The 23,627-nt window shown below is 70.0% G+C and carries 20 protein-coding genes; 12 read left to right on the top strand and 8 right to left on the bottom strand.

The window, feature by feature from the left end:
* Window positions 1-25 precede the first annotated feature (25 nt).
* Window positions 26-3,055, top strand: coding sequence for an NACHT and WD repeat domain-containing protein (locus BJ998_RS41980; RefSeq protein ID WP_184869694.1), 3,030 nt, complete (start codon window positions 26-28; stop codon window positions 3,053-3,055).
* 115 nt (window positions 3,056-3,170) lie between these two features.
* Window positions 3,171-4,031: an oxidoreductase gene (locus BJ998_RS41975; RefSeq protein ID WP_184869693.1), complete on the top strand. Its 861-nt coding sequence runs from the start codon at window positions 3,171-3,173 to the stop codon at window positions 4,029-4,031.
* Window positions 4,032-4,123: 92 nt separating this feature from the next.
* On the opposite strand, the gene BJ998_RS41970 is transcribed toward BJ998_RS41975, so the two are convergent.
* Complete coding sequence (locus BJ998_RS41970) at window positions 4,124-5,683, bottom strand: purple acid phosphatase family protein (RefSeq protein WP_184869692.1); 1,560 nt, start codon at window positions 5,681-5,683, stop codon at window positions 4,124-4,126.
* Between the two features lie 278 nt (window positions 5,684-5,961).
* Here BJ998_RS41970 and BJ998_RS41965 point away from each other — a divergent pair, with 278 nt between their 5' ends.
* Both BJ998_RS41965 and BJ998_RS41960 read left to right on the top strand, forming a co-directional pair.
* Entirely contained in the window at window positions 5,962-7,074 is a 1,113-nt protein-coding gene (locus BJ998_RS41965; protein ID WP_184869691.1) for a serine/threonine-protein kinase, read from the top strand.
* Between the two features lie 249 nt (window positions 7,075-7,323).
* Window positions 7,324-8,415, top strand: coding sequence for an IS701 family transposase (locus tag BJ998_RS41960; protein ID WP_184860234.1), 1,092 nt, complete (start codon window positions 7,324-7,326; stop codon window positions 8,413-8,415).
* Between the two features lie 310 nt (window positions 8,416-8,725).
* On the opposite strand, the gene BJ998_RS41955 is transcribed toward BJ998_RS41960, so the two are convergent.
* The 3 genes from BJ998_RS41955 to BJ998_RS41945 form a co-directional block, all read right to left on the bottom strand.
* Entirely contained in the window at window positions 8,726-9,868 is a 1,143-nt protein-coding gene (locus BJ998_RS41955; RefSeq protein ID WP_184869690.1) for an HNH endonuclease signature motif containing protein, read from the bottom strand.
* Between the two features lie 346 nt (window positions 9,869-10,214).
* Window positions 10,215-12,068 carry a transketolase gene (locus BJ998_RS41950; RefSeq protein ID WP_184869689.1) on the bottom strand — a complete coding sequence of 618 codons (1,854 nt, stop codon included), beginning with the start codon at window positions 12,066-12,068 and terminating at the stop codon, window positions 10,215-10,217.
* A gap of 19 nt (window positions 12,069-12,087) precedes the next feature.
* Window positions 12,088-12,495: a DUF4383 domain-containing protein gene (locus BJ998_RS41945; protein WP_184869688.1), complete on the bottom strand. Its 408-nt coding sequence runs from the start codon at window positions 12,493-12,495 to the stop codon at window positions 12,088-12,090.
* Between the two features lie 303 nt (window positions 12,496-12,798).
* Between BJ998_RS41945 and BJ998_RS41940 the strand changes: the two genes are divergently transcribed.
* From BJ998_RS41940 to BJ998_RS41925, 4 genes are read left to right on the top strand one after another with little or no spacing between them, the layout of a single operon-like run.
* Entirely contained in the window at window positions 12,799-13,350 is a 552-nt protein-coding gene (locus BJ998_RS41940) for a type 1 glutamine amidotransferase domain-containing protein (protein ID WP_184869792.1), read from the top strand.
* 12 nt (window positions 13,351-13,362) lie between these two features.
* On the top strand, window positions 13,363-13,932 hold the full coding sequence (locus BJ998_RS41935; RefSeq protein WP_184869687.1) for a hypothetical protein: 570 nt from the start codon (window positions 13,363-13,365) through the stop codon (window positions 13,930-13,932).
* A complete protein-coding gene (ku, locus tag BJ998_RS41930; RefSeq protein ID WP_184869686.1) occupies window positions 13,932-14,894 on the top strand; it encodes a non-homologous end joining protein Ku in 963 nt (320 codons plus the stop codon). The genes BJ998_RS41935 and ku overlap by 1 nt, the downstream gene beginning before the upstream one ends.
* Window positions 14,895-14,932: 38 nt before the next feature.
* Window positions 14,933-15,550 (top strand): mechanosensitive ion channel domain-containing protein, encoded by a 618-nt coding sequence (locus BJ998_RS41925; protein WP_184869685.1) that lies wholly within the window; start codon window positions 14,933-14,935, stop codon window positions 15,548-15,550.
* A gap of 13 nt (window positions 15,551-15,563) precedes the next feature.
* Here the strand turns inward: BJ998_RS41925 and BJ998_RS41920 are convergent, their stop codons facing one another.
* Both BJ998_RS41920 and BJ998_RS41915 read right to left on the bottom strand, forming a co-directional pair.
* The gene (locus BJ998_RS41920; RefSeq protein ID WP_184869684.1) at window positions 15,564-17,495 is read right to left on the bottom strand and encodes a thioesterase domain-containing protein; all 1,932 of its coding nucleotides are present in this window, start codon (window positions 17,493-17,495) and stop codon (window positions 15,564-15,566) included.
* Window positions 17,492-18,709: an NAD(P)-binding domain-containing protein gene (locus BJ998_RS41915; protein WP_184869683.1), complete on the bottom strand. Its 1,218-nt coding sequence runs from the start codon at window positions 18,707-18,709 to the stop codon at window positions 17,492-17,494. The genes BJ998_RS41920 and BJ998_RS41915 overlap by 4 nt, the downstream gene beginning before the upstream one ends.
* A gap of 296 nt (window positions 18,710-19,005) precedes the next feature.
* On the opposite strand from BJ998_RS41915, the gene BJ998_RS41910 reads away from it, so the two are divergent.
* Window positions 19,006-19,386 (top strand): hypothetical protein, encoded by a 381-nt coding sequence (locus tag BJ998_RS41910; protein ID WP_184869682.1) that lies wholly within the window; start codon window positions 19,006-19,008, stop codon window positions 19,384-19,386.
* Here BJ998_RS41910 and BJ998_RS41905 read toward each other — a convergent pair.
* Window positions 19,383-20,384 carry a DUF4331 family protein gene (locus BJ998_RS41905; RefSeq protein ID WP_184869681.1) on the bottom strand — a complete coding sequence of 334 codons (1,002 nt, stop codon included), beginning with the start codon at window positions 20,382-20,384 and terminating at the stop codon, window positions 19,383-19,385. The genes BJ998_RS41910 and BJ998_RS41905 overlap by 4 nt on opposite strands.
* A 97-nt stretch (window positions 20,385-20,481) precedes the next feature.
* On the opposite strand from BJ998_RS41905, the gene BJ998_RS41900 reads away from it, so the two are divergent.
* Together BJ998_RS41900 and BJ998_RS41895 are read left to right on the top strand one after the other, a co-directional pair.
* A complete protein-coding gene (locus tag BJ998_RS41900) occupies window positions 20,482-21,387 on the top strand; it encodes a LysR family transcriptional regulator (protein ID WP_184869680.1) in 906 nt (301 codons plus the stop codon).
* Window positions 21,388-21,486: 99 nt separating this feature from the next.
* Complete coding sequence (locus BJ998_RS41895) at window positions 21,487-22,185, top strand: GNAT family N-acetyltransferase (RefSeq protein ID WP_184869679.1); 699 nt, start codon at window positions 21,487-21,489, stop codon at window positions 22,183-22,185.
* Here BJ998_RS41895 and BJ998_RS41890 read toward each other — a convergent pair.
* Complete coding sequence (locus tag BJ998_RS41890; protein ID WP_312890645.1) at window positions 22,182-22,685, bottom strand: MarR family winged helix-turn-helix transcriptional regulator; 504 nt, start codon at window positions 22,683-22,685, stop codon at window positions 22,182-22,184. The genes BJ998_RS41895 and BJ998_RS41890 overlap by 4 nt on opposite strands.
* 41 nt (window positions 22,686-22,726) lie before the next feature.
* Between BJ998_RS41890 and BJ998_RS41885 the strand changes: the two genes are divergently transcribed.
* Entirely contained in the window at window positions 22,727-23,617 is an 891-nt protein-coding gene (locus tag BJ998_RS41885) for a DMT family transporter (protein ID WP_184869678.1), read from the top strand.
* Window positions 23,618-23,627 lie beyond the last annotated feature (10 nt).

Raw genomic sequence — 23,627 nt, 5'->3', positions numbered from 1 at the left:
CGACGAACAAGGGGGGTGCTTGGCCATGCCACGAAGCGAGCGGCCGCTCGACCCGGGCGACACGCCGCTGTTGCGGTTCGCCGCCGATCTGCGCAAACTGCGGGAATCGGCCGGCAGCCCGGTCTATCGGCAGCTCAGCGTCAAAGCGCACTATTCCGTGGCCGTGTTGTCGGAAGCGGCCGGCGGCCGCAAGCTTCCCTCGCTTGCCGTGACACTCGCGTATGTCGACGCGTGCGGCGGTGACTTGGCGGAATGGGAGCAGAAGTGGCGCGCGGTGGCGGATGTGCAAGAGGCTCCCGCCGACGCGGACAACGGCCAGGCGCCTTATCCGGGATTGTCGGCGTTCCAGATCGAGGACGCCGCCCGATTCCACGGCCGCGGCGCGTTGCTGGCGCATTTGTCGAATCAGATCCTCGACCGGCGGCTGGTCGTGGTGTTCGGCGCTTCGGGCGCGGGTAAGTCCTCGCTGCTGCGTGCCGGCCTCGCCGCGGCCGGTCTGCGTGACGGCATCGACGGCCTCGGCCCGCAGCCGACCGTCGTCTTCACGCCCGGCCCGCACCCGTTCGACGAGTGCGCCCTAGGACTGTCCCGCCTGACTGCCGCCTCGGTCACCGAGATGCGGACGGAGCTGCGGGCCGACCCGACCGCGCTGCACCTGCGGCTCCGGCAGGTGCTCGCCGACCAGCCGGCCAGCCGGGACGCGCTGATCATCGTCGACCAGTTCGAGGAGGTCTTCACCCTCTGCGCCGACGAGGACGAGCGCCTGGCGTTCATCACCGCCCTGCTGCACGTCGCCTCCGCGCCGACCAGCAGCGCCCGGCTGGTGCTGGGGGTCCGTGCCGACTTCTTCGGTCACTGCCTGCAGTATCCGCAGCTGCGCGGGGTCCTCGGCGAGGGCCCGGTCCTGGTCGGCGCGATGACCGCCGACGAGCTGCGGGTGGCGATCACCAAGCCCGCCGCCGACCTCGGCTACACCGTCGAGACCGCGCTGGTCACGCGGCTCGTCTCCGAGGCCACCAACCAGCCCGGTGTGCTGCCCCTGATGTCCCATGCCCTGCTCGAGACGTGGCGACGCCGGCAGGGCATCACCCTCACCGCCGCCGGCTACGACGCGGCCGGAGGCATCAGCCACGCTCTCAGCCGCACCGCCGAGTCCGTCTACATCGGGCTGAGTGCCGAGCAGCAAGCCGTTGCCCGCCAGGTGTTCCTTCGTCTCACCGCCCTCGGCGACGGCACCGAGGACACCCGCCGCCGCGTCGACCGCGCCGAACTCGACCACGTCGACGGCCTCGACGAGGTGCTCACCGCCCTCGTCGACGCCCGGCTGGTCACCGTCGACCGGGACAGCGTCGACATCGCCCACGAGGCCCTGATCAGCCACTGGCCCCGGCTGCGCGAGTGGCTCACCGAGGACCGCGACGGCCTCCGCGCCCACCGTCAGCTCACCGAGGCCGCCGAGATCTGGGATTCCCTCAACCGTGACGACGGCGCCCTCTACCGCGGCGCCCGCCTGGAGTTGGCCCGTGACTGGGTCAAGTCCCGCACGCCTTCGCTGTCACACCGCGAGCGTGCCTTCTTCGACCGCAGCGTGGACGTGTGCCAGCAGGAGCTGCTGGCCGCCAAGCGTCAGGCGCGGCGCCAGCGCCGGTTCATCGCCCTGCTGGTGGTGCTGTTGGTGGCCTTGTCCGGCACCACGGCGTACTCCCTGATCACCCAGCAGACCGTGGCCCAGCAACGCGATGACGCCACTGTCCAGAACGTGATCGATCGGATTCCCACCGTCGCGCTGGGAAATCGCGAGCTCGCGGCGGAGTTGGCCGTGGCGGTGTACCGGCTCGACCCCACGCCCCGAACGCGCGGGCTGCTGCTCGCCGCGAGCACCGCGGCCGACCGGATCGCGTTCGGGATCGGCGAAACGGAGCCGATCTTGTCACCGGCACTGAACTCGACCTCGACCCTGTATGCCTACCAGCTGGGACGCACGATCCGTGTGGCCTCGTCCCGAACCGGCGACCCGGAGGTGGTGCTGCCCGAGCCGCCGGCGGATGATCTTTCGCGCTACCTGGTGCGGGACGACTTCGCGCTGTCCGGCGACGGCAGTCACCTGGCTGTGGTCCGACAGGGCGACAACTACGCCAACGTAGTCGAACTGTGGGACATCAGCGACGTTCGCAACCCGAAGGTGGTCCGGAGCTACCCGACCGACACCGGGGTCGTGGTGGCCTTCACCCCGGACAGCCGGGTGCTCGCGATCAGCAGCGCGGGGGAGCACGGCAGCGGCACCGACACGACCGGCAAGACCATCACCAGCAAGATCGACCTGCGCACCTGGCTGTGGGACGTCACCGACCCGACCGCGAGCCAGCCGATGGCCGTGCTGCCGGAGGCCGTCCGGGCCCGGCAGTTCTCCGCGGACGGCAGCACGTTGATCACGATCCCGGTCTCCGAGTCGATGAGGACCGGCAAGGACGACTTCACGTCCGTGCCGGACGATCCGTGGAAGATCTGGGATCTCAAGGCGGCCCGGTCCGGCCAGGCGGTGCAGCCGCTCGAAACGAAGGCGGTCCCCGAGCTCGACGACATCGGGGTGTCTCCGGACGGCCGCCTGTTCGCCGGCTTGCGCCACACCGACGGCGCCAGCACCTTGTCGTTGTTCCGGAAGGGGCCGAGCGGTGCGCTGACCAAGATCGGCGAGGTGACCAGTGACGTGATCACCTCGGGGCCGGTGGCGTTCAGCCCTGACGGCAAACGTCTCGCGGCCCGGCAGGGCGACGACACTGCCATCGTCTGGGACGTCGGCAACCCCGCCGCGCCCAGCGAGTTCGCGTCGATTCCCGGCCTGAGCGACAGGTCGGCGCGGCTGGTGTCCTTCACCTCGGACGGGCGGCTCACCGTGGTCGGCGGATCCGGTGTGGAGACCCGCGGCCTGGATCCGGACGCCGCCACCACCCAGATCTGCGCCGCCGTGAGCAAGTCGGCCCTTCCGCGCGACAAGTGGGCGCCGTGGGGGAGCTTCTTCCCGTCGATGGATGTGCCGGAGCCCTGTTCGCACTGAGGCTAGCCCTCCCACTCCCAGGAAAGGCGGGGTGCATCCATCGCCGCTCCCGTCGCCGCAGGCTGGTGGTCAGATGGCCGCGGGGTGCGGCCGGCACGGAGAGAGGGAACGAAAGATGAGCCTTGGGGGCGGGACGATCACGCCGGCGGCGGGACTGACGCTGACCCGCATGGGGTACGGCGCGATGCAGCTGGCGGGGCCGCACGTGTTCGGGCCACCGAGGGACCGGGACGTGGCGCTGGAGGTGCTGCGAGCGGTGGTGGCGGCGGGCATCACCCACATCGACACGGCGGACTTCTACGGCCCGGCGGTGACGAACGAGCTGATCAAGGAGGCCCTGCACCCGTACGCGCACGGCCTGCACATCGTGACGAAGGTGGGGGCCAGGCGAGGGGCGGACGGGAGTTGGCTGCCGTCGCTGCACCCGGCGGACCTGAAGGCGCAGGTGCACGACAACCTCCGCAACCTCGGCCTGGACGCGCTGGACGTGGTGAACCTGCGGGTGGCCGGCCACGACGAGTCGGACGACGACCCGATCACGGACCAGTTCGGGGCGCTGGCGGAGCTGCGGGAGCAGGGCCTGATCCGGCACCTGGGGCTGAGCGGCGTGAACGCCAGGCAGCTCAAGGAGGCACAGTCGATAGCGCCGGTGGTCACGGTGCAGAACCTCTACAACATCGTCGACCGCCGCCACGAGGAGCTGCTGAACCAGTGCGAGCAGGAGAACATCGCCTTCGTGCCGTTCTTCCCGCTGGGCGGCTTCTCGCCGCTGCAGTCGGACGCCCTGACGGCGGTCGCCAAGCGGCTGGGGGCCTCGCGGCAGCAGGTGGCGCTGGCCTGGCTGCTGCAGCGGTCCCCGGCGATCGCGGTCATCCCGGGCACGTCTTCGGTGGCGCACCTGCGGGAGAACATCGCGGCCGGCGACCTGCGGCTGGCCAAGGACGTCGTCGCCGAGCTCGACGCGATCGGGGCGTGACGTGACGACGTCGTTGGGGGACAAGGCGAGGCCGTTGTCCGGCAGGCCGTGGCCGGAGCCGAGGGCCTGCCGGAGCTCACCAGGGTGATCGGCTAGCGCTGCACGGTGAACTGGTCGACGGCGGTGCCGTCCTCGGTCAGCGACCTGACCGTCATGCGGGCCGGCGTGGTCGCCGTCGCCGGGACGACGTCGACGGCGACCAGGCAGTAGCCGGTGTAGCGCACGCGGGACCACGTCACCTTGACGGTCTTGTCGTGACCGTCCTCATCGGACACCTTCATCGGCTGCGGGCTGTCGTTGCTCGTCTCGTGCCCCATGTACGTGTCGGAGCCCGGGAACTTGTACAGCCCGCCGCCCCCGCCGCCCGCCACCACGTAGGTCGTGCCGTCCTTGGCCGGCGTGACGGTGTCCCCGGAGGCCAGCTTCCGGGTGGCCTTGCCGGCGCGGATCGGGTCGGTGCGCTCGTAGATGTGGTTGTGCCCGTTGAGAACCAGGTCCACCTTGTACTGGTCGAACAGCGGCGTCCACTTCTGCTGCGCGCCGAGCTCGGCGCCGTTGTCCTGGCACGTCGAGTAGGCGCACTGGTGGAAGTACACCACGATGAAGTCGATGGTGGCGTCGGCCCGCATCGCCTTCAGCGTGGCCTTCAGCCAGCTGAGCTGCTTTCCCTTGGTGTAGTCCAGGTTCGCCGGCGTGTTGTAGCAGACGTCGTTGCCGTCCAGGCTGATCAGGCCGACGTTCTGGTACCGCCACGAGTAGATGCCGGTCGACCCGCTCCAGGCGTTGTCCGGCATGGTGAACCGGGCCCGGACGCCGCCGTAGCCGTCGGCGGCGTACCACGGCTCCATCTCGTGGTTGCCGATCGCCATCATCCACGGGATCTGCGCGGCGGCCGCCTCGTTCTGCTGGAAGAACGAGTCCCAGATGCGGGCGTCGTACTCGTCGGTGGTGTCCCCGCCGCCGCTGGAGTTGGCGTAGCTGAGATCACCCATGTGCAGGTGGAACGCGGGAGTGAGGCCGGCGATCAGGGTGGTGGTCGCCGTGGCGTTGTAGCCGACGCCCTGGTCGCCGAACGCGGTGAAACCGAAGCCGGCGCCCCGGCCGACGGCCGGCGCCGTGCGGAAGGTGGCGACGCCGTCGAGCTTGCCGGCCGGGTCGTAACCCTGGTGGCCCACCACGTAGTAGTAGGTGGTGTCCGGCACGAGGTGGTCCAGCCGGGCGTGCAGGTAGTACTGCACCACGGTCTTCGGCTTGACCAGCGGCTCGTCCTCGACGGGTTTCTGCCAGGACAACTGGCTGGTCAGCGTCCGCACCTCGGCGGCGATCGCCGAGCCGAGTTCGGTCGGGCTGGTGCCGATCCGGATGAACGGCGCGGTCACGGCGGCCGGCACCTGCCAGGACACGACCACCTGCTGCGACGGGTCGGCGCCGAAGGCGATGTGGCGGCCGAACGGGCGCAGCGCCGAGCCGGCGACCTTGTCCTTGACCGTGACGGTCGGGGCGGCCGAGCTGGTCGCGGGCAGCACGCCGCCCACCGCCAGCGCCGCGCCGCCGACCGCGCCGGCGCGGAACAGCGCGCGCCGCGAGTACCGAGCCGTGTACTGCTCATGTTGCTCGGCCAATGTGAGCCGTCGTCCAGTTGTCTCCCGCATGAACGGAAAAGTTAGGAAAGTTTCCTATTTAGTGTCAAGGGTCACATCGATGCCGCCGATTGCCGCTTGACGGCCTGGAGCTGCCCGAAACCGGTGCCGAAAGAGTCACCCCTTGAGCCTTGCGGAGCAGCGGCCGCCGGCCCGGTGATTCACGTATGTGATCATCCCTGATCACCGCCGGTCGCCGGAGGCGTCGTCCGTGACGGTCCCGGCGGCGTGGTTTCCCGGCCTTGCGTCGGGGTACCCGCCGCTGATGTTGTCGGCGGGGAGGTGAGCCCATGGGCGGTGATCGGTTGCTTGCCGGTCGTTACCGGTTGGGAGCGCTGGTCGGGCGCGGCGCGATGGCGGAGGTGTATCGCGCGTACGACATGCGGCTCGAACGGCCGGTGGCGATCAAGCGGTTCACCGCCGGCGGCTCCGTGGAGGGGCGACGGTTCGAGGAGGAGGCGCGGCTGCTGGCCGGGCTCCGGCATCCCGGCCTGGTCACCGTGTACGAGGCCGGCGAGGACGACGGAGTCCGCTACCTGGTGATGCAGCTGGTCAACGGCCCGAGCCTGCACGCGGCGCTGGAGCGGCAGATGCCGACCGTCGACGAAGTGCTGGCACTGGGCCGCCACCTGCTGCCGACCTTGGCGTACGTGCACAGCCGGAACGTGGTCCATCGGGACGTGAAGCCGTCCAACATCCTCGTCGACCTCGACGGCGAGGCGTTTCTCGCCGATTTCGGACTGGCCAAGCTGATCGACGCCGCCGGGCTGACCCGGTCGGGCGAGATCGTGGGGACGGCGGCGTTCCTGGCGCCGGAGCAGGTGCGGGGCGAGACGGCCACCACGGCGGTGGACGTGTATGCGCTGGGGCTGGTTTTCCTGCAGTGCTTCACCGGCCGGCAGGAGTTTCCCGGCACGCAGACCGAGTCGGCGCTGGCGCGGTTGACGCGTGACCCGGTGATCCCGGACGGGTTGCCGCCCGGGGTGGCCGAGTTGCTGGCGGAGATGACCAGTTTCGATCCCTGGCGGCGGCCCACTGCCGAGGAGTGTGCTCGGCGTTGGGAGGAACTCGGGATCGAGGTGCCCGCACCGCGAAGATCGTGGGGACGGGCGGCGCTGGCCGGAGTCGCGGGCGTGCTGACGATCGGGCTCGGGCTGGGGGTCGTGCTGCAGGAAGGCCCGGTCACCGGTCCAGCGCCGGACTCGGATTCGGGCCCGGTCCGGGCGGCCGTGCCGCCACCGGTGACGTCGACGCCGGCCGCTTCGACGACCCCGACCACAACGGCCGATCTGGCGACCGCGTCGAGGCCGACGACGTCATCGAAGGACCCGGCGCCGGACCCGGGGGAGAAGGACAACGGCAAGCACTCGGCGAAGGGCAAGCCGCCTGGCAAGCACAAGTGAGTCGGACGCTGTGGGGGTAGGGGTTTGGTGTGTTGGGTGGGCCGATTTTGTGTGGAGCCTCTGGACGACGGCGCTCAGGGCGGTTAGTACTACAGCCGCACGGTGTGATACTTGTCGGCGTGTCGTGTTCACGGAGACCGCCGATGCGTGATCGACTTGGGTGTGCCGGACATGGAGCAGGACCTCACGGCCCTACCGGAGACGAACGCGGACGATCGCCTGGCGCGGTGGCGGGCAGGGTTCGAGGACATGTTCGCGCTGGTCGCAGGCCGGTTCGCACAGGCAGACTCACGCCACCGGGCCAGGATGTACCTGCTGGGCTTGCTGTCGGGCGCCGAGCGCAAGAACTCCTGGACGATCGCCGAGCAGGCCGGTGACCTGGCCCCTGACGGCATGCAGCGCCTGCTGAACTTCTACCGCTGGGACGCCGACGCGGTCCGAGACGACCTGCGGGACTACGTGCTGGACCAGATCACTGATCCCACCGGGGTCGTGGTCGCCGACGAGACCGGATTCCTCAAGAAAGGCACCAAATCCGCCGGTGTCCAACGGCAGTACTCCGGCACCGCCGGTCGGATCGAGAACTGCCAACTCGGCGTGTTCTTGACCTACGTGTCGGCCCGGGGGCGGGCGTTGATCGACCGCGAGCTCTACCTGCCCGCGTCCTGGACCGACGACCGCGAGCGCTGCGCGGAGGCCGGGATCGACGAGGATGTGGAGTTCGCGACCAAGCCCGTGCTGGCCCAACACATGCTGGCTCGCCTGCTGGAGGCGGGAAGGGACATCGACTGGTTCACCGCGGACGAGGCATACGGCGACAATCCCGGCCTGCGAACCTGGCTAGAAGACAACGACATCGACTACGTCATGGCCGTTTCCTGCGATCAGCGCTTCACCACCCCGAAAGGCGCTGTGCGGGCGGATGCGTTGGCTCGCAGCGCACCGCGCAAGGGCTGGCAACGCCTGTCGGCCGGTGAGGGCAGCAAGGGGCGCCGGCTGTATGACTGGCTGCTGCTGGACCCGGGCGCGGACGAGCACCTTCTCGTGGTGCGCCGGTCGATCAGCAAGCCGGACGAGTTGGCGTACTACATCTGCCACACCCGCCGTCCCGTGCCGTTGGCAGAACTTGTCCGGGTCGCCGGCAGTCGTTGGGGTGTCGAGGAAACCTTCCAGTTCGCCAAGAACGAGACCGGCTTGGACCACTACCAGGTCCGCAAGTATCAGGCGTGGTACCGACATGTCACGCTGTCGATGCTGGCCGCCGCGTTCCTGGCCGTGACCGCGTCCGCTGAACGCGACCGCGACGCAAAGGGGGCGTCACAGCCGGCCACGAGTGTTTGATCCCGTTGTCGTGCAACGAGATCAGACGTTTGTGGGCCATCCTGACGCGACCGACGCACCCCCGAGCGCACACTGATCGATGGTCGGACTGGCGGCGACTTCATCAGACCCACGCCCGGCGATGCCACTACCAGCGGCAACACCGCAAACATCACAGCCTGCGGCTGTAGTATTAGGGGCAGGCAGGGCCTGCCCTGAGCCGGATCAATTGTATGCCGTCGTCCCCCTCCACACAAAATCGGCCCAAGTGCATTGTGGCGGTGATGGGTTGGCGGTAGTCGGTCGCTGTGGAGTTGTCAAAGAACCGGGGTCAGTATTCGAAGGGGCGGGTGGTGTAGTGGCGGCCGGTGGGGGTGGTCCAGTGTGAGGTGCCGTCGGGGTCGCGGGTGACGGTGTAGTTGTCGTGTTTGCGGTGGTGGTGCCACCGGCAGAGGCCTTGGAGGTTGGTGGGTTCGGTGTTGCCGTTCGGCCAGGGGGTGATGTGGTCGTATTCCTGGATGGGGCTGGCGCAACCGGGGGCGGTGCAGGTGCCGCCGGCGGACACGTGGGCGAATTCCTTCATCAACGTGGTGGGGCGGTAGGTGTCGGTGGTGATGGCGGTGGCGTGGCGGTACTCGTCGAGGAGGATGCCGCGCCAGGGGCCGTGCATGGCCAACTCCCGGGCGGTGTCGGCTGCGATGGGGCCGTAGCCGGCGAGGTGGCCGGGGTTGTTGGTCAGGCCCAGCAACGTTTCCATGGAGACGGTGACGAAGGTCCGGACGTTCCAGTCGCGCTTGGTCCCCCGGAGGCGGTCCAGCAGGGCGTCGGAGCGTTTCTGGTCGGTGGTGCGGTCGTCGGTGGGGAGGGATCGGGCGTCTTTGCAGAGTTGTTGGAACACGAGGTGGGCGTCGGTGGCGGGCAGGATCCAGGTCAGTTTGGCCATGCCGTCGGGCAAGGGGGAGAACTCGACTCGGCGGTCTTTGGTGGCTTTGTGGCAGCGCTGCTCGTAGCCGTCGGGGTCGGCCTGGGCGACCAGGGCGGTGGTCTTGCGGCACAGCTGGGTCCGGTTCAACCCAGCAGCGACCTCGACCAGTGCATCCTCAACCTCGGCCACCAGGTCGGGGGACAGGTGCCGGACCCGCTCCCGCACCGCGTCGAGCCGGCGGAAGTCCAACTCGCCGCGCCGCAACTGCTCGGCCAGCCGGGGTAGCGTCTCCAGGACTTCGCTGGCTTCCTTGCGCCGGGCCACGGTTTGCTCCGGTTCGGTGAGGGCCATGGCGAGCTCGGTGGGGTCCTCGGTCCGGCGCAGCGCGGCCAGTTCGACCCATTCGCAGGCGGACTTCAGTTTGCGGGCGAGAATGGACACCGTCACCAACTGGTCGGTGTCCATTCTGGCCCAGTCCACACCCATGATCAGGTCGAACAGGTCCCCGCTGGGTGGCCTGTTCTCCATTTTACGGGTGAGTTCTTCCATGTCTCCAGAATACTCGCACGCATGATCGAACTCGAATCACTAACGGGTGATTGTTTCATGGATAATCGGCGCACCCTGGGCTTTTATGCATAGTCGGCGCACCGTAGGGTTTCATGCATAATCGCGCCGGCCGCCACCCCGCCATCGACACCGAACACCCAAGCGTGGATTTTGTGTGGAGGTGGACGATGGCCTAAGCTCTCCGCGCGAGGGGCAGGCGGAGCCTGCCCCGGAATTGCCCCTCGTAGGCCATCGTCCAGAGGCTCCACACAAAATCCACGCGTCCTGACGTATCAGGAAACACCCCCACGAAAAACGGATGCCGGGCGGTCTTGACCGATCGCTGCTAACCCACAGCGGCCCGTCGCGAAGCCAGCATCTCGCGGGCTGCTGCGGCGATGCCCTCGGCGTCGATGCCGGCGGCCCGGAGCAGCTCCTCCGGCGTTCCCGACGTGGGCATGTCCCGCACAGCGAGCTTCCGCACGACGACGGGCTCCTCGAAGCCGGCCAACGCCTCCAGCACAGCATCACCCAGACCGCCCTCGGGCCAGTGGTCCTCGGCGACGACCAGGGCGTGCGTGTCGCCGGCGGCGGTAGTCAACACGCTGGCGTCGATGGGCTTCACGGAGTAGCAGTCGATCACCCGGGCCTGGATGCCCTCGGCGGCCAGGAGTTCGGCGGCCTTGTCGGCTTCGTCCACGGTGACGCCGCAGCCGACCAGGGTCACCCGATCGTCTGAACTGGACCGTACAGTACGGCTACCGCCGATGTGGACGTCCTCGTCGGGAGTGGTGCGGACGAGGGTCTTGCCGCGCAGGGTACGCAGGTAGGTGATGCCCTTGCGGGAAGCCATCTCACCGACCAGCTTCGCGGTCTGGTTGGCGTCGGAAGGATGCAGCACGGCGCTGCCGTGGACGGCCCGCAGCGACGCCATGTCCTCCAACGCCATCTGGGACGGGCCGTCGGCGCCGATGGAGACGCCGGCGTGGGAACCGGACAGCCGCAGGTCGGCGGAGGAAATCGCGGCCATGCGGATGAAGTCGTAGGCCCGGGAGAAGAACGCCGCGAAGGTGGAGGCGAAGGGAACCCAGCCGCGGGCCTGCACGCCGACCGCGGCGGCGATCATCTGCTGCTCGGCGATGTACATCTCCAGGTAGCGGTCGGGATGGGCGTGAGCGAACTCCTCGCTGTGCGTGGAATTCGACACCTCGCCGTCCAAGGCGACCACGTCGCCGCGCATCGAGCCGAGGGCGGCCAGCGCCTGGCCGTAGGCGAGCCGGGTGGCGACGTGATCCCCGGTCTCCCACACGGGAAGCGAGCCGCCGTCGACGGAGAACTCGTGCACGGAAGGCGAAGTGTCCGGCTTGGCCACGGAAACGCTGAGGTCGCGAACCCCGCCGAGCTCGGCGATGGCGGCCTCGGGGTCGTCCAACGGCTTGCCGTGCTTGCCGGGAAGGTCCTCGACGGCCTTGACGCCCTTGCCCTTCTTGGTCTTCGCGAACAGCACCGTCGGCCGGTCGGTGGTCGACTCGGCCGCGGCGTAGGCGGCGTCGATGGCGTCGACGTCGTGCCCGTCCAGGGTGATGGCGTGCCAGCCGAAGGCCCGCGCCCGCGCGGCGTACGTCTCGACGTCCCAGCCCAGCATGGTCTCGGTGGTCTGCCCGAGCCGGTTCACGTCGACGATCGCGGTCAGGTTGTCCAATCCGTAGTGGGCGGCGTGCTCGAACGCCTCCCACATGGATCCCTCGGCCATCTCCGAGTCGCCGCACAGCACCCACACCCGGTACGGCAGCCGATCCAGCCGTTTCCCGGCCAGGGCGATGCCGACGCCGACCGGCAGGCCCTGCCCGAGGGAGCCGGTGGCGACGTCGGTCGGCGGGATCCGCGGCGTCGGGTGGCCCTCGAGACGGCTGCCGAACTGCCGGTACGTGGCGAATTCCGCGTCGTCGATCGCACCCGCCGCCTTGAGCATGCTGTAGTACAGCGGCGACGCGTGCCCCTTGGAGAAGATCAGGTGGTCGTTGTGCGGCGCGTGCGGGTTGTCGTAGTCCAGCCGCAGGTGCCCGTCAAGCAGCACGGCCATCAGGTCGGCGGCCGACATCGACGACGTCGGGTGCCCGGACCCGGCGTGCCAGGCCGCGCGCACGGAGTCGACCCGCAGCTGCTGGCCCAGCTCGCGCCGGAAGTTGTTGTCAACCATGGAAGAAGTCCTCATCTCGTCACTTGGCGTGGCGCTGGCGGGCCCCGCGCGCCGCGGCCACCGCGAACCCGATGACCAGCGCGACGACGGCCAACCCGAGGTGCAGCCAGGAGTCCGCCTGGTTGAACTGCCACATGTCGCCGGTGTGCTGCCCCTGGATGTTCGATCCGTACAGGTACGCGGCGCCGTAGACCAGGAACTGCAGCACGGCGAACGGCAGCACCAGCCGGCGCGTCGCCGCCACGACCAGCGCGACGAAACCGGTCACGGCCAGCGCGATGCCGTGGGGCTGGTTCACCTGGAACCCCACCACCGTGCCGTTGCCGGTCATCAGGGCCGCGAGGCCGAGCAGGAGCAGCAGGATCCCCTCGGCGACGAGGATCGCCCGACCCACGTCGACCCGCCGGCGCACTCTCGTCTCGCTCATATGAAGGGGGCTACCCGCGCGCGGCCGCGCTCAACGTCGGATCGCGCGCGAGTTTGAGCACCGCTGACGGGGTACCCGATGGTCATGACGAGCCCACCTGATCCCGACCTGACCACCAGCGAGCAGCTCGACGAGGACGAGCTGGGCACCGACCCGCTGGAGGACGGTATCGAGCCGCCCGAGGGCTGGGCGGGCGTGAACCGGCACGGCGTCACGCCGCGCGAGGAGCGCGAGGGGGAGACGCTGGACGAGCGGCTCGCCGAGGAGGAGCCCGATCTGTACGGCAACACGAGAGAGGCAGTGATGTCCGAGCAGTTGCGCGGCCGCACGGTCGCTGTTCTCGCCACCGACGGCGTCGAGCAGGTGGAACTGACCGAGCCGATCGCCGCGGTGAAGGCCGCGGGCGGCACCACCAAGCTGGTGTCGATCAAGGACGGCGAGATCCAGGCGATGAACGCGGACGTCAACGAGGCCGACACGTTCGCGGTCGACCTGACCGTGGACTCGGCCACTGTGGACGACTTCGACGCGCTGATCCTGCCCGGCGGCACCACCAACCCGGACAAGCTGCGGCAGAACGACCGGGCGGTGTCCCTGGTGCAGGACTTCTTCGAGGCGGGCAAGCCGGTCGCGGCGATCTGCCACGGCCCGTGGCTGCTGGTGGAGGCCGACGTGGTGCGCGGCCGGACGCTGACCTCGTACCCGAGCGTGCGCACGGACATCCGCAACGCCGGCGGCACGGTGGTGGACAAGGAGGTCGTCATCGACGGCGGCCTGGTCACCAGCCGCAACCCGGACGACCTGCCGGCGTTCTGCGAGGCACTGGTGCGGGAATTCGCGTCGGCCCAGATGTGAGGAGGAGGGATCGTGCGGGACATCAACGGCGATGTGCGGACGGACGGCCCGGCGCTGGTCTGGCACGGTCCGCCGGACGCGCCCACGCTGCTGGTGCTCGACCCGGGTGGCGAGGCCAAGCACGGCGGGCTGCCGGCGACCTGGCGGCCGCTCGCCGACCACCTGCGCATCGGCTGGCAGCGGCTGGCCGATGTCGACGACGTCGAGCGCCGGCTGCCCAATGAGGGCGCGGTGCACCTCGTGACCAGTGGCCCGGCCGCGGAAGCGGTGCTGCGCCTGGCCGCGCGACACCCGGGGCAGGTGCAGTCGGTGGTTCTGGTGGATCCGCCGCCGGAGGTCGAGGGGCTGCGGCGTGAGCTGGCCGAACAGCGCGTGATCGTGCGGACGTTCGTCAGCAACGAGGACGACCCGGCCGTGCGGGTTCCGAAGCCGGTGCCGCTCGGTCACCCCGACGTGGTCGGCCGGCTGGTGGAGACGCTGCTGTCGCTGGAGCCCCAGCACGGCGAGATCGCCGACGACTGGCAGCGGATCCGGGCCAGCGTGGAGGACGCGATGCGACGGGCCCGCAGCGGAGGCGCGTGATGGCCCGGTCGATCTGGAGCGGCTCCATCAGCTTCGGGCTGGTGACGATCCCGGTCGCCCTGTTCAGCGCCACCGAGGACCACACCGTCCACTTCAACCAGTTCGAGCGCGGCACCTCCGACCGGATCCGCTACCAGCGCGTCAACGAGCGGACCGGCAAGGAGGTCGAGTACGCCGACATCGTGCGCGGGCACGAGGTCGGCGACGGCGAGTACGTGCTGGTCGAGCCGGACGAGCTGGCGGCGATCGCGCCGGGCCGGTCCAAGTCCATCGAGATCACCGGCTTCGTCGACCTGGACGAGATCGACCCGATCCACTTCCAGAAGACGTACTGGCTCGCGCCGGCCAAGGAGGAGTACGGCCGGCCGTACGCGCTGCTGACCGAGGCGCTGGACAAGACCAACCGGGTCGGCATCGCCTCGTTCGTCATGCGGGGTAAGCAATATCTCACCGACATCCGCGCCGACGACGGCGTGCTGGCGCTGGACACGCTGTACTACGCCGACGAGATCCGTGACCCGCACAAGATGCTCGACACGCTGCCCAGCGGCAACCGTCCGCACGCCAACGAGCTCAAGATGGCGACGCAGTTGATCGAATCCATGGCGATGCCGTGGCGGCCGCGTGACTTCCGTGACACCTACACCCGCAAGGTGCACAAGCTCATCGAGGACAAACGCAAGGGCCGGGAGATCGTCGTCGAGGCCGAGCCGCCGGAGCCGACCGAGACCACGGACCTGCTGGAGGCGCTGCGTCGCAGCGTGGAGAACAGCGGGCGGCGCGGGGCGAACAGCGGGCGACGGGGCAAGGGCCCGTCGAAACCGTCCCGAGTGGACGTTTCCGGGGCCAGCAAGTCCGAGCTGGACCAGGCCGCCCGGGAGCTCGGCATCAAGGGGCGGTCCAAGATGAAGCGCGACGAGCTGGCGTCGGCGGTGAAGCGGGCGAGTCGCAAGGCGTCCTGAGTGTTTGCGCCCCGGGGTCACCCGGGTAGGCGAACATCATGACCGGAACGGAGGAGAAAGCTGTCCGACTGCGCCGGCCACTGCTCTGGGTGGTGCTTTCCGTTGTCTGCCTGATCGTGGTGAACGCCCCCGACGCGGGGTTGATCCCGATCCACGACCGCGCCGTGCAGAAGGCGATCTCGCTCGTCGGCGCGCTGCTGTTCGTGATCACCGGCGTGCTCGCCACCAGGCGGATCGCCGGTGTCGTCGATGCCCGGTTCCGCCGTCGGGGCCTGGGCTCCGCGGGGTCGATCCTGGCCGTGGTGATCTCGGCCGCCGGCTACTGCGTCGTCGTGCTGACCGCGCTGAGCGTGCTGGCGATTCCGCTGCAGCAGTTGGTGGTCGGCGGCGCGTTGACCGGTGTCGTCGTCGGTATCGCCGCCCAGCAGACCCTCGGCAACGTGTTCGCCGGCCTGATGATCCTGATGGTGCGACCCTTTCGGGTCGGCGACACCATCGAGGTGCGCTCCGGCGCGCTGAACGGGCCGTTCACCGGCCGGGTGCGGGCCCTGGGGCTGACCTACGTGACGCTGGCGGCCGAGAACGGCACCCTGTTGCTGCCCAACGCCGGGGTGCTGGCCGCCGGCGTCACCGTCGGCCTGCACGATCCGGAGTGATGGGACAGAGGTTCTAGGCGGGCAGTTCGGGTCGGGGGCGGCTGGTCCACCCGCGAACCCGCCTGAGGATGGGATGTTGTTGCCGGGCCAGGAGTTTCTGGCCACGCTCGGCCAGTCGTGGGGCACGGACCGGAACGTCGACGCAGTCGGCGTAGGCCGGCGAACCGTGCTCGTACGGGAACAGGGCGAGGACCTGGCCGAGCGGGCGCGGTGCGTCGAACAGCAGGTGACAGGTGGGGGTGACACGGGCGTTGAGCTCGACGAACCAGGCGGTGCCGGCCGCGTCGACGACGAAGTCGAGGCCGCAGAAGCCGCTGAGCCGGAACCGCCGCACGATCCGCCGGGCGGCCTCGGCCATGCCGGCGTGATCGATGACCCGCACCACGGCCGACGGCCCGCGCACCTCTTCCGCGAGAACAACCTCCAGGCACACCAACGCAATCACCTCGCCGTCACGGCACGCGACGGTGGCGATGGCGTCGGTGCCGGCGCGGAACTGCTGCACGTTCACTGTGGGGCGGCGGCGCAACACGGTCGCGGTGAGGGAATGCAGCTCCCGGTTCACCAGCGCCCGTTTCACGGCCACATGCGGCGCCGGCGGTCGGGAGATGTCGCGCCAGGCCCGCTCCAGCGACGCCGGCTCGGCCACGACCGCGACTCCACGACCACCGGAACTGCCGTCGGTCTTGAGCACCACGGGCGGCGTCCAACTCCGCAGCGCCGACGGATCGGTGACCACGGCGGTTTCCGGCACGTCGACTCCGGCGTCGCGGGCGATCTCCGCGACGCCCGCACGGGAGATCATCCGCGTCCACTCACCGAGCGACCGGGCCAGCACTTCGTCGTGGGGCTGCCGAGTGTGCAAGCGCCGCAACAGAACCAGCGACCGTTCGTCGTCGCACATGACGAGGTCCGGTTTCGCCGCCCGCATCGCCCGCGCGATCGAGCGCAGCGGCATCCACTTGTGCAGCTGATGATCGCCGGCCAGTCCGTCGACAACTTCGAGCGGATGCCCGGAGGGATGGCAGACGGACACCGTGAACCCGGACTCGATCATCGCGTCGGCCAGCCGCGCGGCCGAGAACCACCGCATGGTCGACACGATCAGCACCCGCTCGTAGCCCGGCGAAGGCCGCACACCGGAGGCCCTGTTCAGGTCGCGCCCGATGCCGTCGGCGACCGCGGCCGCCGCGTCCGGTTCGCCGACGATCGTGAGGTGATCGCCGACCACCCGCCGCACGCGCGTCTCACGGGCCAGGCCCTGCCAGCATTCGGCGGTGTCACAACCGAAATGCCGGTTGTCGGTCGCGGCGAGGACTGTCACCGCGCCGTCGTAGTACGCGGGCCGGTACCGGGGCATCGCCCGATATGCGCGGCGGCCGGCGTCCGTTTCACCGGAGGACACGGAGGTCGCGTCGCCGCCGGAGGACCGCCGCGCGAAACGCCGCAACAGCCGCTGCCCGCGCCGGCCGAACTCGGCGGCGGCCTGCCGCGGCGGCAACTGCGAGATCCGCGCCAGCTGGTTCAATCCCCGCCGCCGCATCGCGGTCAGCCACAGCCGGCGGCTCCAGAACCGCTCGTCGTAGATCGCCTCGATCAGGAACACGTGGGCCGGGGCTCGGCCATCGGCCTTGAGCCGCTGGGCCATCTCCCATGCGATCAGCCCACCGAACGAGTAGCCGCCGAGATCGTAGGAGCCGCCCAGCACCTCGTCGAGGGCGGCGACCATCAGCTCGGCCATCCGCTCGACCGTCTCGATGGCCTCGCCGTCGTCGTCGACCAGCATCGGCGCGGCGCAGTAGACGGACTCCGGACCGGTGTAGCCGGCGATCACGCCGGCCAGCTCGTCGGGATCGCCCTCCAGGCCCGGCACGAGCACGAGCGTGCCCGCCGAGCCCGCGCGCACGAGGTCGATCCGCACCCCACCCGCCTTGTAGACGATCAACGGACCAACCACCGTCTGCGCCGCGCTCGGGTGAAGGCGGCCTGGGAGCCGGTCCGCTGGGCCAGGTGGTGGGCGATCCGCGGCGCCACGTACTCCGCGCCCACCATGAATCGCATCAGCGGGCCGAACGTGTCGACCGCGGCCGGGCCGACGAAGTACAGGCCGGCCACCGAACTCTCGAACCACCGGGACACCATCGGCATTCGTGCGTGGGTGCGGACCGCACGCCGCAGGCCGTCGTCGAGGAACTCCAGCCGTGACAGGTCCGGGTAGTAACCGGTCGCTGCCACGACGTGGTCGGTCGTCAGGGTCTGCCCGCCGAGGTCCAGCTCCACCCGGCCGTCGACTTCGCGCGCGCCGACGATGTCCCGGCCGAGGTGGGTGCTGACGTTGGCGTCGAAGCGGGCCTTCATGTGCCACGGGGACTTCGGGCCGAGGTGGGTGCGGATCAGCCGCAGCCGCAGGTCCCCGGGCAGGAAGCGGAACAGTGACGGCATCGCCTCGCACAGCCAGTTCCGCAGCCCGGGGCCGACCCCGGACGATGGGCTGCGCAGCATCTCCCATGTGCCGCGAGGTTCGGGCTTTCCGCCGAACTTCACGGCGTTGCTGCGGGCCACGAGCGACACCGTGGCGCCGGAATCGCTGAGCAGCACCGCGGTGTCCACCGCCGACGAGCCCGCACCGACCACCGTGACGTGGCGTCCGGCGAACCTGGTCAGGTCGTGGTGGTCGAAACTGTGGCTGACCAGTTCCGGTGGCAGGCATGCGAGTTTCGCCGGCAGGGCGGCGAAGTGGCTGATGCCGACCGCGCACACCACACGGTCCGCGAGCACCTCTTGACCGTCCGTCAACTTCAGCCGGAAACCGGCTCCGTTGCGTGTCAGGCCGGTGACCAGAACTTCCTCGAGATCGGGCACGAACCGACGCTGGAAGTCGATGGCGTAGTCGCTGAACACCTGGAGCGGAACCGGGATGTCCGTGTCGTGGTAAGGGATTCCGCGCTCATGGCAGTAGTCCGCGAGCGTGCCGACCGCCTTGGGGCCGTACACGTTCGAGGCGAACCCGTCGGACTTGAGCAGCATCCCGGCGGGCATGTGGCTACGCCACGTGTCCAACGGGATACCGAAAACACGTGTGTTCACACCGTAGTCGCGCAGGTACGCGGCGATCGACAACCCGTACGGCCCGGCTCCGATGACGGCAACGGATGTCACGCAACCTCCACTGTGGATAAGAGTTGCGCGTGAAGTCGCTGCGACGGATCGCGGCGTTACCACCCCCGGCCCCGGGCGGTCCAGGGCACTTCCGGCCAGAGTCGTAGGTCCCTGGCGACACCGACCTGCCGGTGCGGCAACCTCGCCGCCGCCGTCGCCCGCCGGCGACGGCGGCTGCGGTGTCCGAGTAGGACGGACACGTCGTCAACCGATCGGGGGACGCCTTGTTACGTGTCCACTGGACTGCTATCGTGGCTCGGTAAGGGTCCAGTGGACCCATAACCAGGAAGGTCGACATGTCCGGACCGTTAATCTTCATCGCCGGCAACAAGGTGCGTGACGGCAAGCTCGACGACGAGCGCCGCCGCGTGCCCGGCTGGGTCCAGTTCATTCGGGACAACGAGCCCCGCCTGCTCGCCTTCCACGAGTACCGCGGTGCCGACGGCACCGAGGTGGAGTACGTCCAGGTCCACCCCGATGTCGACTCCTTCGAGAACCACCTGCGCGTGCTGGCCGAGAAATCGGACCGGTCGTACCGGGAAACCCTGGAGGGCACCACCGACATCCGCATCTACGGCCAGCCGACGCAGTGGATCCTCGACACGCTGAGGGAATCCGTGGGCCCGGACGTGCCGATCACGGTCCTGCCCGAGCACCTCGGCGGCTTCACCCGCTAGCGCGGCACGTAGGGCCAGATGTCCGAGGGCTCGGCGGTGACGGACTCCCGGCCGATGCCCAGGCTCACCGGGGAGTTGCTGGCGAGGGAGAACATCACGTCCGGGGCGTTGTCGGTGAGGGAGCGGCCGTTCCAGCCGGCGAAGCCGAACGTGGCGGGGGTGCCGACGGTGTACGGGAGCAGGTTGGGCAGCAGCCGCGAGACCACGGTTTCGGCGTAGGCGCGGGGATCCTGGGCGGTGCCGTTGGCGGCGACGACGCCGGCGACCATGTCCACGAGGGCCTTGCCGTACGTCTGCGGGTCGTCGGCGGGGCGGCCGTCGTTGAGGCGGTTGCCCAGATCCTCGTTGAACTGGGTGAACAGCGGATGCATCATCGGCAGCCCGGCGCGGTTGATCCGGCGCCAGCCGCCGGCGTCGGTGGCGAGGCTGGTGAGGCCCCAGAAGCCGATGCGGGAGCCGACCGGCAGCAGGACGGGGTCGGGAAGCTCCAGGACGATGGAGTACACGGTGTGCCCGGCGAAGAGATTGGTGGCGTTGGCGGGATCCCAGCCGGACAGGTCGATGCGGGTGCCGTCCTGGAAGGCGTGGCCGACGGCGTGCAGGACGTCCGGCTCGATCCAGAACGGGTCGCCGGCCTTCCCGGTCCACAGTCGCACGCCTTCGTCGGCGTCTACTGTGGACTCGATGGCGCCTTCGGCGAGCAGGGTGCCGGCGGCGTGTGGGTCGGGTGCGGCGGCGCCGGTGATGCGACGTAGTTGAAGGCGCTGGTCGGAGTCGAAGGTGACGCGATAGGTCACGTCCTCCACGGCGTCGCCGTCGCCGTCGATCTTCAACTCGTACATCGCCTCCGGGTGGAAGCCCCGCACGTCCTGACCCGCCAGGGAATGGCCGACGTTCATCACGAACACGGTGCCCCGCTCGCCGCGGAACAGGTAGACGTCGGAGATGTCCAACCGGACGTCCTGGCGGGCGATCGGCGAATCCAGGTGGTGCGACATGGGGTGACTCCTCGGGTGGTTCGGCCTGCGCCGATCGTGGCCGCGCCGGCGGCCGGCCGGTACCCGTCGATTCGGCAACCGGTCATAAACTGCGGTTATGACCGAGCCCGACCTGGAGAGCCTGCGGCTGCTGACGTTGGTGGCCGAGCTGGGCAGCCTCGGCCGCGCCGCCGAGCGGATGGGCGTCAGCCAGCCGGCGGCGAGCAAGCGGCTGGCGATGCTGGAGCGGCGACTGGGGTTGCCGCTGGTGGACCGCGGCAGCCGCGGTTCCGCGCTCACCGTGGAGGGCAAGGCGGTCTGCCAGTGGGCGGGCCGGGTGCTGGCCGAGGTCGACGCCCTGATGGTCGGCGTCGCCGCCCTGCGCGCGGAGCAGGCCAACGACCTGACCCTCGCGTCGAGCATGACGTTGGCCGAGCACTTCGTGCCGCGGTGGATCGGCGCCCTGCAACGGCAATCGCCCGAGGTCTACGTCAGCCTCAAGGTCACCAACTCCGAGCAGGTGGCGGCGCTGGCCGCCGGCGGCCGGATCGGGTTGGGATTCATCGAGGCGCCGACGGTGCCGCGCAGCCTGAGCTCACGCCAGGTCGCCGCCGACCGGCTGGCCGTAGTCGTTGCCCCGCACCATCCCTGGGCCCGCCGGCGGCAGCCGGTGGACCTCGCCGAGCTGGCCCGAACGCGGTTGATCGTGCGCGAACCGGGATCGGGGACACGGGAGACCGTCGACCGGCTGCTGGACGGCCTCGAACCGGCGAAGCCGCTGATGGTGTTGGACGCCAACGCCGCCATGCGCAGCGCGGTCGTCGCCGGCGCCGGACCGGCGGTGCTCAGCGCCGTGACCGTGCGGGACGACCTCGCCGAGGGGCGCATGGTGGAGATCCCGGTGGCCGGCGTGGACCTGCACCGCAGGCTGCGGGCGGTGTGGCCCAAGGGACGTCGCTTGGTCGGCGCGGCCGAGGACCTGCTGCGGATTGCCGTGCGGGCCCACCGGCGGACCTCACCGTGAGATCGCCTCGGCCAGGCGGCGGACCCACCTCGACGCCCGGGATGTCCACTCCGTGGACGGCCGAGAACTCACCGACGCCGGTTGGGGATGATCGTATGTATGACCGACTCCCTCTCGGTGCTCGACAACCCGGTCCTGACGTCGTTGAGCGGGCCGCATGCCCGCTTCACCGAGCGGCACGGCCGGGTCGTGCGCTACCCCGCCGACGTGGCGCCGTTCCTGGCGCTGCCGGACCAGCCCGACGAGGCCGCGTGGCGTGACCTGGCCGAGTTCGCCGGTCCCGGCGCCGAAGTCACCATCACCGCGGGTGTCGTCACGCCGCCGGCGGACTGGGAGGTCGTCGCCGAGTTCCCGGCCGTGCAGCTGGTCGACGACGGTGTCGCGGGCGTCGAGGATGCCGAGGCCGTCCCGCTCGGCCCCGCCGACGTGCCCGAGATGATCGACCTCGTCGAGCGGACCCGCCCGGGCCCGTTCCTCCCGCGCACCATCGAACTCGGCTCCTACCTGGGCATTCGCCGCGGCGGAGCCCTCGTCGCCATGGCCGGCGAGCGCATGCGCCCGCCCGGCTGCACCGAGATCAGCGCCGTCTGCACCGACCCCGACCACCGCGGCCAGGGACTCGCCGCCCGCCTCGTCCTCGCCGTCGCCGCCGGCATCCAGTCCCGCGGCGAGATCCCCTTCCTGCACGCCACCCAGACCAACACGGGCGCGATCCGCCTGTACGAGTCGCTGGGCTTCCGGGTGCACCGGCGGCCGGTGTTCGTGGTGACGAGGGTCGGGAGCCTGGCAAGGGTCTAGCGCGGCGGTTCCAGGCGGGCCAGCCACGTCGTCAGCAGTTCCTCCAACTGTTCCGCCTCGGCGGGGGACAGGTCCGCCAACAGCCGCCGTTCGTTGCGCATGTGGGCGGTGAAGGCCTCGTCGATGAGGGCGCGGCCGGCGGGCGTGAGGGCCACCACGCGGGCGCGGCCGTCGGACTGGCTGGGGCGGCGGGTGAGGAGGCCGGCGGCCTCGAGCCGGTCCAGGCGCTTGGTCATGGCGCCGGTGGTGACCATGGTGAAGGCGGCCAGCTCGCCGGGGGCGCGTTCGAAGGGCTCGCCGGCGCGGCGGAGGGCGGCCAGCACGTCGAACTCGCCCTCGGACAGGCCGAACCGCTGGTAGACGGTGTTGAGCTGGTCGGTCAGCAGCGCGCCGACGCGGTGCAGGCGGCCGATCACGCCCTGCGGCGACACGTCCAGGTCGGGGCGTTCGCGGTGCCATTCGGCCTGGATGCGGGCTACGTGGTCCATGGGCTCGCTCACAGGCACACAATAGCTTCCAAGGAAGGTATAAAGTAGCTTCCATGGAAGCTACCGTGAGGTGGAGCCTGGTGACGGCGATCGCGCCGGTGGCCTGGGGGACCAACTACTTCGTCACGCACGAGCACCTGCCGGCGGGATATCCGCTGTACGGGGCGGTGTTCCGGGCGCTGCCGGCGGGCCTGTTGCTGCTGGCGGTGGGCCGGAAGCGGCCGCGTGGGCAGTGGTGGTGGAAGTCGCTGGTGCTGGGCGTGCTGAACACCAGCGTGTTCTTCACGCTGATCTACGTGGCGGCGCAGGCGCTGCCGACCAGCCTGGCGTCAATGATCATGGCGACGTCGCCGGTGGTGTTGATGCTGCTGGCCTGGCTGATCAACGCCGAACGGCCGACGTCCGGGGCGCTCGTCGGCGCGGTGATCGGGATCGGCGGGGCGTGTCTGATGCTGATGACCGCGGCGGCGCGGGTGGACCTGCTCGGGGTGGCGGCGTCGGTGGGCGCGATGACGCTGTCGTCGGTGGGATACATCCTGGCCAAGCGGTGGGCCGGCGAAGTCGACGTGTTGGCGTCGACGTCGTGGCAGCTGACCTGGGGCGGCCTGCTGCTGATCCCGCCGGCGGTCCTGGTCGAAGGCGCGCCACCGGCGCTCAGCGGCGAGGCGCTGCTCGGGTTCGGCTACGTCACGGTGGTGGCCACGGCGGCCGCCTTCGCGGCGTGGTTCGCGGGGCTGAAGCATCTGCCCGCCGGCAGCGTCGGGCTCGTCGGACTGCTCAACCCCGTCACCGGCGTGCTGCTCGGCACGCTGCTCGCCGGCGACAGCCTGACCGGGCGGCAGGTGGCCGGAATCGTGCTGGTGCTGGTCGGCCTGCTGCTGGGCCAACCGCTCGTGAGCCGGATTTATAGCGGGAGGCAGGCGGTTTCGAACCGGGCCGGGTGACGATGGCCGG

The sequence above is a fragment of the Kutzneria kofuensis genome (assembly GCF_014203355.1).
In the GTDB taxonomy this organism is placed as follows: Bacteria; Actinomycetota; Actinomycetes; order Mycobacteriales; family Pseudonocardiaceae; genus Kutzneria; species Kutzneria kofuensis.
The sequence above is the reverse complement of the archived record's forward strand: the minus strand, read 5'-3'. Positions and strand labels throughout refer to the sequence as shown.